This is a genomic window from Thalassovita mediterranea (assembly GCF_001458435.1).
Classification (GTDB): Bacteria; Pseudomonadota; Alphaproteobacteria; order Rhodobacterales; family Rhodobacteraceae; genus Thalassobius; species Thalassobius mediterraneus.
On the sequence record NZ_CYSF01000006.1, the window covers coordinates 308,828 to 326,305 of the forward strand.

The 17,478-nt window shown below is 58.0% G+C and carries 16 protein-coding genes and 1 riboswitch; of the genes, 4 read left to right on the forward strand and 12 right to left on the reverse strand.

Features of this window, described 5'->3' with window-relative positions; translation table 11 throughout:
- Position 1: 1 nt before the first annotated feature.
- Positions 2-1,747: a trypsin-like peptidase domain-containing protein gene (locus TM5383_RS05420; protein ID WP_306345447.1), complete on the forward strand. Its 1,746-nt coding sequence runs from the start codon at positions 2-4 to the stop codon at positions 1,745-1,747.
- A gap of 118 nt (positions 1,748-1,865) precedes the next feature.
- Here TM5383_RS05420 and betI read toward each other — a convergent pair whose 3' ends face one another.
- Positions 1,866-2,453: a choline-binding transcriptional repressor BetI gene (gene betI, locus TM5383_RS05425; protein ID WP_058318010.1), complete on the reverse strand. Its 588-nt coding sequence runs from the start codon at positions 2,451-2,453 to the stop codon at positions 1,866-1,868.
- A gap of 161 nt (positions 2,454-2,614) precedes the next feature.
- Here betI and TM5383_RS05430 point away from each other — a divergent pair, with 161 nt between their 5' ends.
- Positions 2,615-3,823 carry a BCCT family transporter gene (locus TM5383_RS05430; protein ID WP_058318395.1) on the forward strand — a complete coding sequence of 403 codons (1,209 nt, stop codon included), beginning with the start codon at positions 2,615-2,617 and terminating at the stop codon, positions 3,821-3,823.
- Positions 3,824-3,950: 127 nt separating this feature from the next.
- Here TM5383_RS05430 and TM5383_RS05435 read toward each other — a convergent pair whose 3' ends face one another.
- From TM5383_RS05435 to metZ, 4 genes are all read right to left on the reverse strand, one after another.
- Positions 3,951-5,399: a TrkH family potassium uptake protein gene (locus TM5383_RS05435; protein ID WP_058318011.1), complete on the reverse strand. Its 1,449-nt coding sequence runs from the start codon at positions 5,397-5,399 to the stop codon at positions 3,951-3,953.
- A gap of 158 nt (positions 5,400-5,557) precedes the next feature.
- Positions 5,558-5,794 (reverse strand): DUF1127 domain-containing protein, encoded by a 237-nt coding sequence (locus TM5383_RS05440; RefSeq protein ID WP_143570200.1) that lies wholly within the window; start codon positions 5,792-5,794, stop codon positions 5,558-5,560.
- 178 nt (positions 5,795-5,972) lie between these two features.
- Positions 5,973-7,064, reverse strand: coding sequence for a GTP cyclohydrolase FolE2 (gene folE2, locus TM5383_RS05445; RefSeq protein WP_058318012.1), 1,092 nt, complete (start codon positions 7,062-7,064; stop codon positions 5,973-5,975).
- A 185-nt stretch (positions 7,065-7,249) separates the two neighbouring features.
- Positions 7,250-8,431 carry an O-succinylhomoserine sulfhydrylase gene (gene metZ / locus TM5383_RS05450; RefSeq protein ID WP_058318013.1) on the reverse strand — a complete coding sequence of 394 codons (1,182 nt, stop codon included), beginning with the start codon at positions 8,429-8,431 and terminating at the stop codon, positions 7,250-7,252.
- Between the two features lie 59 nt (positions 8,432-8,490).
- Positions 8,491-8,568: riboswitch (SAM riboswitch) on the reverse strand.
- Between the two features lie 168 nt (positions 8,569-8,736).
- On the opposite strand from metZ, the gene TM5383_RS05455 reads away from it, so the two are divergent.
- A complete protein-coding gene (locus TM5383_RS05455) occupies positions 8,737-9,444 on the forward strand; it encodes a glutathione S-transferase N-terminal domain-containing protein (protein ID WP_058318014.1) in 708 nt (235 codons plus the stop codon).
- Between the two features lie 36 nt (positions 9,445-9,480).
- Here the strand turns inward: TM5383_RS05455 and TM5383_RS05460 are convergent, their stop codons facing one another.
- The 5 genes from TM5383_RS05460 to TM5383_RS05480 form a co-directional block, all read right to left on the reverse strand.
- On the reverse strand, positions 9,481-10,128 hold the full coding sequence (locus tag TM5383_RS05460; RefSeq protein ID WP_058318015.1) for an inner membrane-spanning protein YciB: 648 nt from the start codon (positions 10,126-10,128) through the stop codon (positions 9,481-9,483).
- 60 nt (positions 10,129-10,188) lie between these two features.
- Positions 10,189-11,091 (reverse strand): EamA family transporter, encoded by a 903-nt coding sequence (locus tag TM5383_RS05465; RefSeq protein WP_058318016.1) that lies wholly within the window; start codon positions 11,089-11,091, stop codon positions 10,189-10,191.
- A gap of 31 nt (positions 11,092-11,122) precedes the next feature.
- Positions 11,123-11,560, reverse strand: coding sequence for a hypothetical protein (locus tag TM5383_RS05470; protein WP_058318017.1), 438 nt, complete (start codon positions 11,558-11,560; stop codon positions 11,123-11,125).
- A complete protein-coding gene (gene ftsY, locus TM5383_RS05475; RefSeq protein ID WP_058318018.1) occupies positions 11,553-12,662 on the reverse strand; it encodes a signal recognition particle-docking protein FtsY in 1,110 nt (369 codons plus the stop codon). The genes TM5383_RS05470 and ftsY overlap by 8 nt, the downstream gene beginning before the upstream one ends.
- Before the next feature lie 116 nt (positions 12,663-12,778).
- Positions 12,779-13,369 carry a lysoplasmalogenase family protein gene (locus TM5383_RS05480; protein WP_159438554.1) on the reverse strand — a complete coding sequence of 197 codons (591 nt, stop codon included), beginning with the start codon at positions 13,367-13,369 and terminating at the stop codon, positions 12,779-12,781.
- A 363-nt stretch (positions 13,370-13,732) separates the two neighbouring features.
- Between TM5383_RS05480 and TM5383_RS05485 the strand changes: the two genes are divergently transcribed.
- Entirely contained in the window at positions 13,733-14,734 is a 1,002-nt protein-coding gene (locus TM5383_RS05485) for an alkane 1-monooxygenase (RefSeq protein ID WP_058318020.1), read from the forward strand.
- Positions 14,735-14,815: 81 nt separating this feature from the next.
- Here the strand turns inward: TM5383_RS05485 and TM5383_RS05490 are convergent, their stop codons facing one another.
- Positions 14,816-16,519, reverse strand: a complete 1,704-nt coding sequence (locus tag TM5383_RS05490) for an ABC transporter ATP-binding protein (protein WP_058318021.1) — start codon at positions 16,517-16,519, stop codon at positions 14,816-14,818.
- Positions 16,520-16,526: 7 nt separating this feature from the next.
- Positions 16,527-17,474 carry an ABC transporter permease gene (locus tag TM5383_RS05495; RefSeq protein WP_058318022.1) on the reverse strand — a complete coding sequence of 316 codons (948 nt, stop codon included), beginning with the start codon at positions 17,472-17,474 and terminating at the stop codon, positions 16,527-16,529.
- Positions 17,475-17,478 lie beyond the last annotated feature (4 nt).

Below are 17,478 nucleotides of genomic sequence, written 5' to 3' on the forward strand. Positions count from 1 at the left end.
TATGATGCGAACATTAGTTTCTTTTGTTATTTCCATCCTGATGCTGGCCCGCATCGCCAGCGCACAGGAAGAACAAGTTTGGGTTCAGATCGAAGCCCAACCCAACCTCGCCGAAGCGCAAGCTCGCATTCGCGACTATTCCGTCGCACTGTCGGACCTAAACGGGTTCGCAATGTCGGGCGGCTGGTATGCTCTGGCGCTAGGCCCCTACAGCCGTGAGGATGCCGAACAGGTGCTGCGCGTTCTGCGCAGCGAAGGCCAAATCCCGCGCGACAGCTACATTGCCTTTGCCAGCGCCTATGGTCAGCAAATCTGGCCCATCGGCGTGACACAACAAACAGCCGAAGTTACCGCGCCCGTCACTGCCCCTGCCGCAGAAGAGGTCACCACCACCGAAGCGATCCCGTCCCAGCCGGTCATCCCTGATGAAACCGTTGCCGAGGCCCGCCGCTCAGAGGCGGCTCTGTCCCGCGAAGAGCGCAAGGAACTGCAAGCGATGCTGCAATGGGCAGGCTTTTATACGGCAGCCATTGATGGCGCGTTTGGCCGTGGCACCCGTGGGTCGATGGCCGCATGGCAGGCTGCAAACGGGTTCGACGACACAGGTGTTCTGACCACCCGTCAGCGCAACATCCTGAAACAGCAGTTCAATGCTGTTCTCGAAGGTCTTGACCTGCAACTGGTTGAAGACACGACTGCAGGTATCGCAATGAAACTGCCGCTGGGTGCCGTAAACTTTGAAAAATACGAAGCCCCCTACGCACAGTTCAACGCCACAGGCTTCGTGCCCGAAGCACGTGTACTGCTGATTTCGCAACCGGGCGATCAACAAACCTTGTTCGGTCTCTATGACATTATGCAGACGCTGGAAATCGTGCCGCTGGAAGGTGACCGTGAACGTGGCAAAGACAGCTTCCTGCTGACCGGCAGCAACGACAGCTTCATCTCTCACACGCAAGTGGCCCTGAAAAACGGAGAGCTGAAAGGCTTCACCTTGATCTGGCCGGCAGGCGACGAAGAGCGCCGCGCCCGTGTCTTGGGTGAAATGCAGGAAAGCTTCACCCGTCTTGACGGCGTGATGAGCGCCGCTGCTGGCAACAATGAGGCGCAGCGTATCGACCTGCTGTCTGGCCTGCAGATCCGCAAACCGCGTCTGTCGCGCTCTGGTTTCTTTGTTGATGGTCGCGGCACCGTCGTCACCACAATCGACGCGGTGGGCAGCTGTACCCGCGTCACGCTGGAAGACGGCATCGCCGCCGAGGTGGTCGGAACCGATGCGGCACTAGGTCTGGCTGCGCTGAAACCCGTTGACGATCTGGCACCCTCTGAGATTGCCGAACTGCAGCGCGCGACACCGCGCCTGCAATCGGATGTCGCGGTGTCGGGCTATTCCTACGGCGGCATTCTTGGGGCGCCGACCATGACCTTTGGTACACTGGCAGATGTGACCGGGCTGGCAGGCGAACAGGATCTGTCCCGCCTGGCACTGGCCGCCCTGCCCGGCGATACCGGCGGTCCGGTCTTTGACGCTGGTGGCGCGGTTATGGGTATGCTGCTGCCGCGCGCCACTGGTTCGCAACAGCTGCCCAAAGACGTCAGCTTTGCCGTCGATGCGGTCGCGATCGAGGGCTTCCTGACCAACCTCGGCATCACCCCAGCCGCGACAAACGCGCTGGCCAACATGGCGCCCGAGGATCTGACCAGCAAAGCATCGCAACTGACTGTGCTGGTAAACTGCTGGGACTGATCAAACCCGCCACATGACCAACAAAAGAAAAGGGCCGGAAACGGCCCTTTTTCTATGCTGAGATACCTCTGCCAAAATCACAGAAACGCATCAAACGCGCTGCTGGTGCTGCCCACCTTCACTTGCCACCCTGTGCAATGGTCTGATCCACAAATCGGCGCGCTTCTGATTGTAGCAATGGGAAATCCGGCGTCTGCGAGGATTGCGACAGCTGCACCCAGACACCATCCATATACCCCTGAATGGCGTTCACCTTGATGTTCAGATCCTGTTCCGGAACCAACTGACGCAAGGCGTGAATCAGGTTACTGCGCACCCGCGCACGATTCAGTCGCTGCAAACGGGCTAAGCGCGGATGGAACGGAGCAAAGGCCCAAAACTGTGTCCATACACGGCAGGTTTCCAGACTGAGGAAGCTCTGATCAAAGTTGGCCTGCACCACAGCATGCAAACGATCCTGCGGTGTGGTTGCGGTTGCAATATGTTGCTGGTAGGCCGCTTTCAACAGGCCCAGCAGATGCACCATCGTCGCCTCTAGCAAGGCCTCTTTGCCACCAAAGTAGTAATGAATACTGCCAGTTGACGCCTGAGCGTCCTGCGCAATCTGGGCGACGGTCAGATCCGCGAACCCGTGATCATGGATCGCAGTGATCGTTGCACGGATCAATTCTTCACGGCGGATAGAGCGAATTTTCTGCCGACCCACGGGCGCCTCCTGATGACTGGGTCAGACATGCCTGAAAGAAAAAAGTAGCACAAGTGTGCTAATTTTAATATCAACGACCAATAAAATTAACATGTCATCCAAATTGACAGACCAAAACACACGAAAGCTATGCCAACAGGGAGAGAGCAATGGCTTCAACTTTGACAATGATCATCACATTCGGAATTTTACTGGCGCTAGCGCTGGTAGCGTTCTGCGTGGTGAAGTGGTGGAACCTGCGCGCCGTTGGCGTGACACCGGTGCCGCTGTTCACCTTTATCGCGATCCTGTTCACCTCCGGCCTTGATGTCGGACTGATCATGTTTCCGCTAGGGGAATTTCCGACCTACGCAGATCCAGCCAATGCAGCTGACTATGGGTTCACCAATCCGCTGGCGATCGAGTTCGGTTTTTGGGGGTTTCTGATCTGGGGGTTCTATTTCCTGACCAGTTTCTACTTCTGTGTGGTTGAACCACGCGTGAAGTTCTTTGACATTCCGCTGGTGAAGCTGCTGAACAACATCGTGATCATCGGCACCTGTGCCTTCACCGCCAGCCTGTTTCTTGTTTACCTGCCATTCTACATTCCTGAAATCGGCGACGGCGAAACCGTGATCACCACTTTCTACGTGATCGTGTTCTGCGTCATTCTGGCCGCAGCCTATTCCAGCACCGACCTAAAATTTGTGCGCGTGCTGAGTGTTGGATCAACGCTGATGTTCCTGGGCCTGATCGTCTTTATGTTCGTATATGCGGGCATGGGGCTGGGCGCGATGACTAGCAACCTGACGGAGCTGACAACCGGCTATTTCGGCAACATCCACAAGTTCATCACCCCGATCAACGACTACCACGAATTCTACCTGTTCTGGTGGTTCGCATGGTCGATCATGATCGGTCAGTTCACCGCGCGTTTTGTTGGTGGTCTGCGCACGCAACACCTGCTGCTGGCGCTGTTGGTGGTTCCATCGATCCCGCTGGCGATCTGGTTCTCGGTCCTCTACTACTACCACACTGCGGGTATCGACACGACCGGTGTGCTGAACATCGCGATGGTCATTGTGGGCATCACCTTTGTGATCAACTCGCTCGACAGTCTGATCCGGCTGTACTCGGACAACCTGTCGATGACGCCTGACCGTCTGGGCCGCTGGGGCTACATTGCGGGCAACGTCGCGGTGCTGTTTGGTCTAACCCTCGCCTTCCAGAGTCAGTGGCTACAGATCCAGTGGATTGGCGCGTTTGTGGTCGGCATTTATCTGGCCTGTGTGTTCTACATCCTGCTGAAAAAGCGCAAAGATGTCATGGCGATCAAGGCATCGCCTGAAGAGAACATCCTCGACTTCCACAAGGTTGAAGCGGTCCACTAAGACCGCGCCACCTGAGAGAACAAAAACAAACCCGCCCCCGTTTTCAGGGGCGGGTATTTTTATTGCATCAACCGCGGCACAACAGCCCCAAGGGTAGTATGCAACCCAACATCACGATAGCGTACCCTCACGCCCGCCAGAAGGTCACCGTCAACATCGCGTAGACCGCCAAAAGTTCCAGCCGCCCGATCAGCATCGCAACAGACAGCAGCCACTTTGCCGGGTCATTAAGGCCCGCGAAATTGCCCGCGGGGCCAATTTCATCCCCCAGACCCGGCCCGATATTAGCCAGCGCCGATGCCGCACCAGACAGCGACGTGATGAAATCCAGCCCGGTCATTCCCAGCGCGACCGAAAGGATCCCCATGGTAACAAGGAAAAACACGAAGAAGGACATAACCGAGTTCAGAACATCGTCGTCAATCTTGCGCCCATCAAATCTGGGCGGCACCACGGCATTCGGGGAATGGGTCTTCATCAACTGCGATTTGATCGAGGCAAAGAGGATCTGATAGCGGAACACCTTGATCGAACACGCCGTCGATCCCGCGCAGCCACCAATCAAGCCAATGAAAAAGAACATCGCAATCAACAGATTGCCCCAGCCCATATAGTCGACCGACGCATATCCGGTGCCGGTCATGATAGAGGTCACGTTAAACACGACCTGCCGCAGGGATTGTTCCGCCTCGCGGTCTTGCATCAAAACCAAAACCGCGGTCGCAAAGGCAACCGTGATCACCAGCGCCAGCATGAAACCATAGACCTGACGGTCCACCAACAGCGCGCTATGGTGGCCGTTCAGCATCTGCACATAGCGCACGAATGGCAATGCGGACAGGATCATAAAGATCGAAGCCACATATTCCAACGGACCAGAGAACGCCCCGAACGAGGCATCATAAGTGGAAAAGCCGCCGGTTGAGATGGTGGTCAGCGCATGCACGCCAGCATCAAAGGCGTTCATGCCAAGGAACATATAGGATAGCGCGCAAACCGCGGTCAGCGCCACGTAGATAACGGAGATCTGGCTGGCAATCTCGGTCGCGCGGGGCAGGATCTTGCCCATGGTATCAAACCCTTCGGAGCGGAAGATTTGCATCCCCCCCACCCGCAGTTCGGGCAAAAACACCATTGCCACAACAATGATCCCGATGCCCCCCAGCCATTGCAGAATGCCGCGCCACAACAGCAGCCCCTTGGCCATATCGTCCAGCCCCGAAAACACCGTTGCGCCTGTGGTTGTCAGCCCTGACATCGCCTCAAAAAACGCATCCACTGGCGCGGCTTGCGTCTGACCGTAGTAAAACGGCAGCGCGGCAAAGATCGGCAGCGCCAGCCAGACGCCAGTTGTCAGGATAAAGGTCTGCTGGATGTTCAGCCCGTCCTGATTGCCGTTCTGACAGGCAAGCGACACGGTGCCGCCAATAAAGAAGGTCAGCAGCGCACTTTGGGCAAAGCTGCGCCAGTTGGGATCGCCATGCCACAGGTCCACCACCAGCGGCCCCAGCATGGTCAGCCCCAGCACAGCCACCAATAGGCCAATCACATATCCGACAGGTCTTAGATCCAACATAGTACTGCGATGGACCGCCCCGCCTTCCGTGTCAAGTCCACCACGAAGCCGCCCAGAATAGAACAAAGCCCACCGCGTCTGATCAACGGCAGCGGGCTTTCATCTTGGGCAGAAGAGACGGCGTTTTCGGGCCAGAAAATCTGCTGTATCCCAGCGGATCAGAGGTAAAACTGACCGCGCAGCGCGTGACGCACGATGTTGTCGCGCTTCAGGCCCATGCCTGCCAGTTCAGCGTCGCTCAGACGTTCCAGCGCTTGAATTTCACGGTAATGCGAACGCGCCTCGCCGTAGGCCATCATGCGCTGTGCAATTGCGGACAGTGCCTGCGAAAACCGTGCCGACAGGGCAGCAAACAGGTTGGTGGATTGAGTGTGTTGTTCGACGTGCGAAGCCATGAATTTGGAACCTTCTATTACTTTGGTTCCCCCCTGACACCCAAGATAGGGCAGCATCGCTGACCATACCAATGCCAAGACTGAATGGCAGCCCTGCGCATGCCGCAACGCAGCATGCGATCCACTTCACCCTCTACTAGCGCAAACGCCCCTGCCCCGCCGCGCGAGGGCAGCGCGATTATCCGGCGTGATGCAGGGTCGCAAACATTTTGGGATCGTAGCTTTCGGCGGCGAAAGTGTCGCCTTCGGTCAGGATCGACACGGCGTCATGGCTGTGCAGGCTTTCCTGATGGCTGGCCACAACGCGGAAATCACCAACCCGCGGGTCGTCTTCCAATGCTTTGGAAAACAGCCGCGCAGCATCTTCGACGAAAATGGGATTGGCGGCGTTCAGCTCGGCAAAGGCCTGTTCATCTTCGCGCTTCACCATGACCTGCGTTTCGGTCGGTACAGCATCACGGGCCAGTTCCAGCAGATCCTCAAACCACAGACGGTTGGGTCCCACCAGTTCCACCGAAATCCGCGCAACAGAACGCTGCGAATGCGGCGTCGCCAACTGGCCGCGCATTTCACGAGCGTGTTCACTCAGTTCCAGCGAACAGGGGCATGTCGACGAATAGACGTAATCCAGATGCATAATCTTCTTACGCACGCCGTTGGTTTCATTCAATTCCAACGCGATATCGTAATACTGATAACCCCAAAGGCCAGACCGCAGCGATTGCACCTTCACCGGATAGGAAAAGCGCATCTGAATGCGCGCATCAAAGCTTTCCAGATCGTTTTTGTAATCCTCCAGCGCGGCATTCACCACCTCAAAGCTGAAGGTCTTTTCCGCATGGCGGTAGAAGGAGCGCATAATGCGCGACATGTTGATGCCCTTCTTCTCCGCCTCAAGGCTCACGGTGCCGGTGACAGAGGTTTCAAGGGCAATGTCGCCGCCATCACGGGTATGGAACCGGATCGGCAGGCGGAAATTGGAAATACCGACATGCTGGATCGCCCGTTTGGCGCCACGGATCAGGCTAGAGGGACCGTTCTGTAGGTCCGGCAGCGTGTCCTTATAGGCCGCGTCCACGGTGAAATCGCTGGGATAATCGCGGCTAAACTCAGGATAGGCCTTGCCTGCCAGCAGGCCCGACAGATCTGCGCCGACCGCGGCCAGATCTGCTTCTGACGCGGTTTGCGCCCAAGCACGCAGACGGTTCAGCGCATCGCGCGCTTCCTCTGCCTGCATTTCGCGATCGATTTCTGAGGCATGAACGTTCATTGCAAGCGATCCCCAACCTGCTGTTGCCAAGGCAACCGATGAACCGACAATCTAATGCAGTTCCCGAAAATTGCCAAACTTAACCGTGAAGTAGTAGAGCCGTAGCAGTGGTGCAATGCCACTTACGGCAAAAGGAGGACGCAAAGCGTCCCTCTACTGTATTTTTACGCATGTCGGCAGGTGGTTCAGGCCTGATCCAGCGCCTGCACCAAATCCGCGATCAGATCATCCGCATCCTCAAGCCCGACGGAGAAGCGCACAAGCCCCGGGGTGATGCCCAGATCAACCTTCTGCTCTGCAGGCAGACGTTGGTGGGTGGTGGTTGCCGGATGGGTGGCGATGGATTTCGCGTCGCCCAAGTTGTTGGAAATCACTGCAATCTGGATCGCGTTCAGGAAACGGAAGCAGGCCTCTTGGCCGCCCTTCACCTCAATCGACAGGACGGTGCCGCCCTTTTCCATCTGTGCCACGGTCAGGTCATGCTGCGCGTGATCCTTGAGGCCCGGATAGATCACACGGTCCAGCTTGGGATGGCCTTGCAGCGCCTCGGCGATTTTCAGCGCGCTATCAGCCTGTGCCCGCACCCGCAGGTCAATGGTTTCCAGACCCTTCAGCATGATCCATGCGGAAAACGGGCTCATCGCGGCGCCGGTGTGTTTCAGGTAGGGTTCTACCGTGCCACGAATGAACTCTTTGCTGCCCAGAATCACACCGCCCAGCGCACGGCCTTGACCATCAATATGCTTGGTCGCAGAATATACGATCACATCCGCGCCCAGTTCAGCCGCACGGCTGAATACAGGGGTGGAAAAGACGTTATCAACCACCACCAGCGCGCCAACGGCGTGGGCCAGATCTGAAACCGCCTTGATGTCAATCACCTCTAGTGTCGGGTTCGAGACAGACTCAAAGAACACCAGCTTGGTATCTTCGCGGATCGCGTCGCGCCATTCGTCCAGATTGGTGCCGTCAACCAGCGTCACCTCAACGCCAAAGCGCACCAGGATATTTTCAAGGATATAGAGGCAAGAGCCAAACAGCGCTTTGGCGGCAACCACGTGATCGCCCGCCTTCAGCCCCGACATCAGCGCACCGTTGACTGCTGCCATGCCTGAAGCGGTGGCAAAGGCATCTTCGGTCCCTTCCAACGCTGCAATACGGTCTTCGAACATGGCCACAGTCGGGTTGCCATAACGGGCATAGATAAACTCATCCTCACCCGCCTTGAGGAACCGCTGTTCTGCTTGCTCGGCCGTGTCATACACAAAGCCCTGCGTGAGAAAGATCGCTTCGCTTACTTCGTTGTACTGCGAACGGCGCGTGCCGCCATGAACCAGTTTTGTGCGTTTGTTCCAGCTGTCGCTCATTTCCAAACCTCCGGGCCTGTGCCCAAAATAAAAAAGCCCCGTCGCGGTCAAGCGAAAGGGACTCTTTCCTCCTGACCTCTTTAGCGGCATGTTTAACGTGGCCCGCAATCCGGTAACAAATCGCCACGCCTGTCTGATACGCCCCTGCCCCCTGCCGGTCAAGCGCCCAGCCTCAGGCGCCGAGGCGTGCCGCAGCGATCACCTGTTCACATCTGTTTGATCGCACAGGCGATGTGCATTCCACCCCGCCCCCTTGCACGAATGGCCAAATAGGCCATCATTCCCCCATCACAGAGGAGCGTGACATGGCACAACCTATTGATCTTTATTATTGGCCGACCCCAAACGGATGGAAAATATCCATCGCGCTTGAAGAAATGGGCCTGCCTTACAATCTACATCTCGTCGACATCGGCGCAGGTGCGCAGTTTGAACCTGACTTTCTAAAAATCGCACCGAACAACCGGATGCCTGCGATTGTCGATCCAGACGGCCCCGATGGCGCACCGATCTCGCTGTTCGAAAGCGGTGCGATTCTGCAGTATCTGGCGCGCAAAACAGGCAAGTTCTATGGATCGAACGCCCGTGAACAGGCCGCGGTGGAACAGTGGCTGATGTGGCAAATGGGCGGCGTTGGCCCGATGGCCGGTCAGGCGCACCACTTCCTGAAATACGCGCCGGCAATGGATCCGCCGCATGATCTGCCCTACGCCAAGGACCGCTACCGCAATGAGGTCAGCCGCCTGTACCGTGTGCTGGACACCCAACTGGCGGACAACGAATTTGTGGCCGGTGATTTCTATTCCATCGCCGACATGGCGATCTGGCCCTGGGCGCGCCTGTGGGAAGGCCAGCAACAGGATCTCAGCGACAAGCCGAACCTGAAACGCTGGCTGGAGCAGCTAGAGGCGCGCGATGCGGTGAAAACCGGGTTCAAACTGGCCAAGGACCAGCGTTCCAAACTGGAAGACGACAAAGAAGCGCAAAAACTGCTGTTCAAACAGAAAGGCTAAGCGCCCTTAGGCGCTGCTAGCCACGTTGCGAAAAGATCAGGACGCTTCGGCGTCCTGATCCCCCTCTTCTTCCAGCGCGTAAGTCTGGAACAGGCGCGCCTGTGTCATGAAGAAGACGAAGATCGCCGCCGTCAGACCAAAGGTTTTGAAATAAACCCAGGTTTCTTCGCTGAAGCCGCGCCAAACCACCTCATTCAGCGCTGCCAAACCGAAGAAGAAGAACATCAAACGACGGGTCAGGATCATCCACCCTTCGGGTTTCAGCGACAAGGCCGCATCCATCAGCGTCGCCAGATAGCTGGTCCCGCGCAGCAACCCCACGCCCAGCGCAGAGCCGAAGAACAGGTAAAGAAGCGTTGGCTTCATCTTGAAGAAGCGGTCGTCATTCAGCCAAACCGTCAGCCCGCCGAAGAACACCACCAGAACCAGCGTGAAAATCTGCATTGTCGACAAATGGCCGGTCAACCGCCACAGGATCAGGGTCGAGGCGATCATCAACGGAATAAACCCAGCGGTGACCGCAATAAAGCCCTCATAGCTGTTACCGCCCACCATGAAGGTGTGATCCTTCAGCATAATATATGCCGCAAAAAACGCCGCAACGGGGCCGAATTCCAATGCGGATTTCACCATCGGGTTCACGGTCTTGGCGGCAGTATCGGTGGCCGGGGTCGGCTGGGTCATTTTCTATCCTTGCAGGTCGCTATGATGCGCGGGTTCGGGCATTCACTCCATATTGGCATTCTAACCGCCAAGTTCAACAATCACCGCCCCGAGCGCAATCAAAGCCATCAGTCCAATGCGGCGGGGACCAACGGTTTCTTTCAGAAACAGCCAGCCGATGAGGGCGGCAAAAACGGTGGATGTTTCGCGCAAAACCGCCGCCTCACCCACCTTGTCCAGACGGGTCGCCATCATCACAGAACCGAAGCTGGCAAAGGCCACAAGCCCCCCGATCACCCCACGCAGCATCAACGGGCCGGGCGCAGCTGGGTTGGGCAGATTGCGCCAGCGCAGGTAGGCAATCGGCGGCATCGCCAGCCCGTCGATTAGGAAAAACCATGCCAAAAATGTGAACGGATCTGCCGTCGCGCGAATGCCATAGGCGTCATAGGTGGTGTAAAGCGCCACAAACAGCCCCGTCGCCGCCGCCAGTGCCATCGCCACGCCCAATGTGTCGCGCGATGAGGTGAGGAAGATCATATTGTAGATCGCCAGCCCAAAGATCCCGCTGAGCAGCACACCAACACCGCCCCATTGAATCCAGCTGAACGTTTCACCAAAGACCAGATAGGCACCCACCACAGTGAACAGCGGCCCCATGCCGCGCACCACGGGGTAAACGACGGTAAAATCACCCTTGGTGTAGGCAAAGCTTTGCAGCAGCTTGTAGCCGACGTGGATCAGAAACGCGCCCGCAAAAATCGGCCACATATGCGGTTCCGGCCACGGCACCACGAACAGCGCAAAGGGCGCGGCCATCACGGCATAGCTGAAATCAATGGCCCCACGGGACAGCCACGGGTCATGGCGCCCCTTTTGCAGCGCCCCAAAGACGGCATGCAACAACGCCGCCGACAGTGCCAGCACCAAGGCCAGTTGGTGTCCTGCCTCTGTGCCCTCCAGCGATGTCAGCCATGCGCTCATATCAGGCACTCATATCCGTTAGATCAGGCGCTTAGATCACGCGGGGCTCAAACTGCCCCATCTCGATATCGCGCAGACGCTCCAACCGTTCCGAGATATCCATCTCACGCCCGTCATGGCCCAGCACCACCGCACCACCATCGGCGTGTTTGGCGTATTCATCAATCAGCGCCGAGACGATGGTTTCGATGGTAAACGGGTTGCGATAGCGGCGCAGCAGGCACAGATCGGTGATCCGCGGCAGCGCATCCTCTTGCGCGGAATCCCAGATCAGGCGACCTGCGCCAATCAGGATGTCACCATGGGTCACCACCACCTCTGCGTAGAGGATGCGGTCAGAACCCCAGGTGTCATCGCCCGGAAACGGATAGCTCAACCGGCAGCCGTCCAGCAGTTCATCCACCGCTTCGTGCAGCGCCACGATGTCCCAGCCGTGTTCGTTTTTCAGTGTGTCATGAATCTCAAGCATCGTGACCCGTCAGCGCCTTTGCAAAGTCTTCGGGATCAAAGGCTTGCAGATCGTCGATCTGCTCACCCACACCAATGGCGTGGATCGGCAGGCCGAACCGGTCGGCCAAGGCCACCAGAACGCCGCCCTTTGCGGTCCCGTCCAGTTTCGTCATTACCAACCCGGACACGTCTGCCAACTCGCCAAAAGTGGCCACTTGGTTCAATGCGTTCTGTCCGGTGGTCGCGTCCAGCACCAACAGGGTGTTGTGCGGCGCGGTTTCATCTTTCTTGCGGATCACCCGCACGATCTTGGCCAGCTCTTCCATCAGGTCGGATCGGTTCTGCAACCGCCCTGCCGTGTCGATCAGCAACAGATCAGCGCCGTCCGCTTCGGCCCGCGTCATCGCATCAAAGGCAAGGCTTGCCGGATCCGACCCCTCAGGCGCGGTCAATACCGGCACGCCCGCGCGTTCGCCCCAGACCTGCAGTTGCTCTACCGCAGCGGCGCGGAAGGTATCACCGGCAGCGATGACCACCGATTTGCCCGCCGCGCGGAACTGGCTGGCCAGTTTGCCGATGGTCGTGGTCTTGCCCGACCCGTTCACGCCCACCACCAACACGACCTGCGGTTTCTTGGCGTAGATCGGCAGCGGTTTCGCAACATTTTCCATGATGCGTGCAACCTCAGCAGCCAAGAGGCCCTTGATCTCGTCTGTCGACAGCTTCTTGCCATAGCGGCCTTCGGCGATATTGGCAGTCACGCGGGTTGCGGTTTCCACCCCCATGTCAGAGGCGATCAGCAGCTCTTCGAGCTGTTCCAGCATGTCGTCATCAAGCACACGGCGGGTGACCTCACGCGCGGCGGGCGCTGTATCGGTCCGACCCATAAGACGGCCAAAGAAACCGGGTTTGGCCGCCTCAGCCTCAGGCTCAGGCGCCTTTTCAGCAGCCGCTGGCGCCGCTTCCTGCGCGGGGGGCGAGGCTGGTGTTTGCGGCGCTTCAACCTCTGCGGGCTCTGTCGCTTCGACCTCACCGCCATCTTCGACAATAGCATCCAGCCCATCCTCAATCCGAGAGGACGACTTGGTCAAACGTTGCTTCAATTTGCCGAAAAAAGACATCGGGGACTCCGCCAGTGTTTGAAATGACGTAGCCAGTTCCCGCCCACTATGGAAGGCCAAGCCCTTGTTTTCTTGGGGATTAGCCTGTGGAAAACCCTGTGAGACTCAATGTATTTTCACGCGATGAATCCATAAAAAATAAGCACTTGAGCGATGTAGTAAAAGAACCAGATCGCATAGGCAGCAAGGCGCGCGAAAACAGGGCGCATTTGGCGAAAAATATGCACGGAAAGGATCAAATCGGACGAAATGAACGCCAAAGCGCCCCAAAACACCGTTGTTTGGGGAATCGGTTGCTGTGTAGCGACACAGCCCATGATCACGATCAGCACCACATAGATCCGCACCGGCCACGCCAGTTCACCAGTGTAGGGCTGCAACCACCGTTCCGTCGACAAGGCGAGCAGAACCAAAAGTGCGGGGATCCAAAGGGTATGCACCGTAACTTCTGGCGCGAAATGCACAACAAACGCAGCCACATAGAGGATATGTCCCACCGCAAAGGCCGCAATGCCGCCCTGCAACATCCCCTGCCCGTCGCGAGACAGCAACAGATCCCCCAGCGCACAAAACCATAGCGCCAATAACGGCAGCGTGGGCGCTCCAACCAGTGATAGCCCGACCGCTGGCAGGGCCACCGCCCCTGTTTTCACTAACGTTTTCGCAACACTCGCCGGACGCCAGCAAAACCACAGCAGATACAGCAAGGACAGCCCCATCCCGACCACCACGGGTGCCAGCAGCTGTGGTTCTGTCAGTGCAACAGACATTGTAAACGCCTCCCTCATCTGTGGGGAGCCAAACGGCTTTCGCAGTAATCAGCAAGCGTCAGAGGCAGGAAAATCTGCATGACCTTTGGTTAACATCCACGCACGGCCCAGCTTATCGGTTGCCGAATAGCACCTTCGATCATGCTTTATGTTAAATTTTATCGGCTATGCTGGTCTAAAAGACTCCAATTCACAGGTTTATCCACATTCGTTGGGAAACCCCATATCGCAGCAGGTTTGCGCCCTTCATTCCAGACCGCTACAGTTTGTCGAATGCTTCAACGGCGGCAAGTTTTCATCATGTGGCTCTTTACCTTTGCAACTCTCCTGCCAACTGCGTTGTTGATCGCCGCGGCTATCTTTGGGGGCGCGTGGGTTGCGATCGCCTTGCTGACCATCACCGTCTTCACTTGGATGGTTGATAAACTCACTCCCAGCGCCGCTGATCCCGGAGCAGAGTTTCCGAGTGGCGATACCCTCTCTGCCACGCTGGCGCTGCTGCATTTGCCGATGCTGACGCTGGCAGTTTGGGCGATTGGCGGCGGCAGTGGCTTGGGCATCATAGAACGGCTGGGCCTGCTGATCAGCTATGGCCTGTTCTTTGGCCAAGTCGGCCATCCCAACGCGCATGAGCTGATCCACCGCCCAAACCGCTGGCTGCGGCGGTTGGGCAAGATGGTGTATGCGACGCTATTGATCGGCCATCACACCTCTGCCCATCCGCTGGTGCATCATGTGCATGTGGCCACAGAGCGTGACCCCAGCTCTGCCCCCCGCGGGCAAGGGTTCTGGCGATTCGCGCCGCAGTGTTGGCTGGGTGGCTTTCGTGCAGGGCTGGATGCCGAGAATAAGCGCTATGCCAACCGCAGCCAGCTGGCCCATCCTTACCTGCATTACACCTTGATCGCGCTGATAACGCTTGGCTGCGCTGGATTGATGGGGCTTGGGCCGCTGCTCGCCCTTCTTGCCGTCGCGGGATATGCGCAGATCCAGATCATGCTGGCGGACTATGTACAGCATTACGGATTGCGCCGTGAGGTTCTGGAGAATGGCCGCATCGAACCTGTCGGCCCCCAACACAGCTGGAACACGCCGCATCGCTATTCATCGGCAATGATGCTGAACGCGCCGCGCCATTCGGATCACCACCTGAACCCAACCCGCCCCTACCCCGGTCTGCGGCTGGATCATCAGATGCCCCTGTTGCCCTTTGCGCTGCCGACGATGGCGGTGATCGCCCTATGGCCGCGCCTGTGGCGGCGCATCATGGATCCACGGCTGGACGCATTGACGCAACAGTAGCGGCGGGCGAGGCGTTTTCTGCCCCAGAAAACGCAAACGGCGCCCCGTGGGGCGCCGTTCTAAACTGTCGAAACCTGTGGATCACGCCCCTTCCGGCGCATCCCCCAGATCCTCTAGCCGTGGCATCAGATCCAACAGCGATTTGGTGTAATCGGTCTTCGGCGCATTAAACAGCGCCTCAGTCTCTTGCAGTTCCACCAGTTGGCCCGCCTTCATCACTGCCACGCGGTCACACATCTGGCGCACCACCGGCAGGTCATGACTGATGAACAGCATGGTCAGGCCCAGATGTTCCTGCAAATCCTTGAGGATGTTGAGGATCTGCGCCTGAATGGACACATCCAGCGCCGATGTCGGTTCATCACAGATCAGGAAGCGCGGCTGGGTCGCCAGTGCCCGCGCAATCGCGATCCGCTGACGCTGACCACCAGAGAATTCATGCGGATACTTGAACGCAGCCTCTGCGCCTAGACCCACACGTTCCAGCAGCTCTGCCACCCGTTGATCAACGGCTTTGCCGTCCAGCAGGCGATGGTGACGGATCGGTTCAGCGACGATCTGATCCACACGCATGCGCGGGTTAAGCGACGAGTATGGATCCTGGAAGATCATCTGGATCTCTTTGCGATATGCGGCCTGGCGGGCCTTATCGCTCAGATCGCTGACCAGTTTGCCGTCAAAATCGACCGACCCGCCGTCCAGTTGGTAAAGGCCGGAAATCATCCGCGCGATGGTGGATTTGCCGGAACCGGATTCACCCACAACGCCGAACACCTCACCCGGACGGATGTCAAAGCTGACATTGTCCACCGCGGTGAAGTAATCGCGATCCCACGGCAGCAGCCCCTGACGTTTCACAAACGTCTTGGTCACGCCCTTCACCTCCAGCAGCGGACGCGAGGGATCATTTTCCACCTTCGGCCAAGAGCGCGCCAGATCCTCAATCGCAAAGCGTGTTTCACGGCCGCCATAGGACAGCTGCGGGAAACGGTGCAGGCGACGCTGCGGGCGCGGCACGGCGGCGATCAGGGATTGGGTGTATTCATGACGCGGCGCGCCAATCACCTGCGAGGTGTCGCCGGTTTCTACCACTTTACCGCCATACATCACCGTCACCTTGTCGGTGGTATCCGCAATCACGCCCATGTCATGCGTAATCAGGATCACGCCCACCTGACGTTCATTCGCCAATTCGCGGATCAGATCTAGGATCTGCGCCTGCACGGACACATCCAGCGCCGTGGTGGGCTCATCTGCAATGATCACCTCTGGCTCTGAACACAGGGCCAGTGCAATCACCACCCGCTGACGCATGCCGCCAGAAAACTGGTGCGGATACTGGTCCAAACGGCTGTCAGGATCGGGAATGCCCACGCGATCGATCAGATCGCGGGCGCGTTTGTTCGCCTCGGCCTCGGTCACGTCCAGATGGGCGCGGATGGTTTCCACCAACTGCTGCCGCACAGTGAACAGCGGGTTGAGAGAGGTCAAAGGATCTTGAAAGATCATTGAGATACGACGCCCGCGCAACGCACGCATCGCCGTCGCATCCAGACCGCTGATCGCATCGCCCTGCAGCTCAATCGCGCCTTGGGCAATGCGGCCGGGCCGTTCCAGCAGGCCCATGATCGCCGCACCGATAGTGGATTTACCCGCGCCGGATTCCCCGACGAGGCCGTGGATTTGCCCCGGCTCCACCGACAGGTCGGCAGCATCTACAGCGGTGAAGACACCGCGGCGGGTTGGAAACTCAACCGTGAGGTTTTTGATATTCAACAAGCTCATGATTTCATCACCGCAGTTTGGGGTTCAGCGCATCGCGCAGCCAGTCGCCCAGCAGGTTCACACTCAGGGCCAGTGCCAGAAGCGTGCAAGCAGGGAAGAACAAAATCCACCATTCCCCCGAGAAGAGGAAGCCCTGACCAACACGGATCAAGGTGCCAAGGCTCGGCTGCGTCGGCGGCGCGCCCACGCCAAGGAAGGACAGCGTTGCCTCTGCAATGATCGCCAGTGCCAGCGAAATGGTGGCGATCACCAGAACTGGCGACAGGACGTTGGGCAGGATGTGGCGGAACATGATCGGAATGCTGCCACGCCCGATCAGACGGGCGGCTTGGACGTATTCCTTGTTCTTTTCCACCATGGTGGCACCACGCACAACGCGGGCAAACTGCACCCAGTCGGACAGGCCAATCGCTAGGATCAGCACCCAGATCGCCATCTGATCGCGGTATTCCACCGGCGTCACACCCTTGGCGATACCGAAGATCAGCATGGCAACAAGGATCGACGGGAAGGTCAGCTGCACATCGGCGGTCCGCATGATCAGCGTATCGGTCCAACCACCGTAGTAGCCAGACACCAGACCCGCGATCACACCAAGCGTCAGGCCCAGCATCACAGCGGCAAAGCCAACGAAGAGCGAAATGCGCAGACCATAAAGAATGGTCGAAAACACATCGCGGCCCTGATCGTCGGTGCCCAACCAGAAGGTTTCACCGGTAAAGGCGTTCGGTTCATTCGGCGGGGTGAAACCGTTCATCAAGTTCAGCGTCGCCGGATCAAACGGATTGTAAGGCGCAATCAGCGGCGCAAAAACAGCCGCAAGGATCAGCGTCATCGCCACCGCGAGCGAGATCATCGCAACAGGCGAACGACGGAAGGCATAGGCCAGATCGCTGTCCCAGGCCCGTGCAAGACGGGACTTGGGGCGCGCATTTGAGGTTGTTGTCTCAGTCATCTCT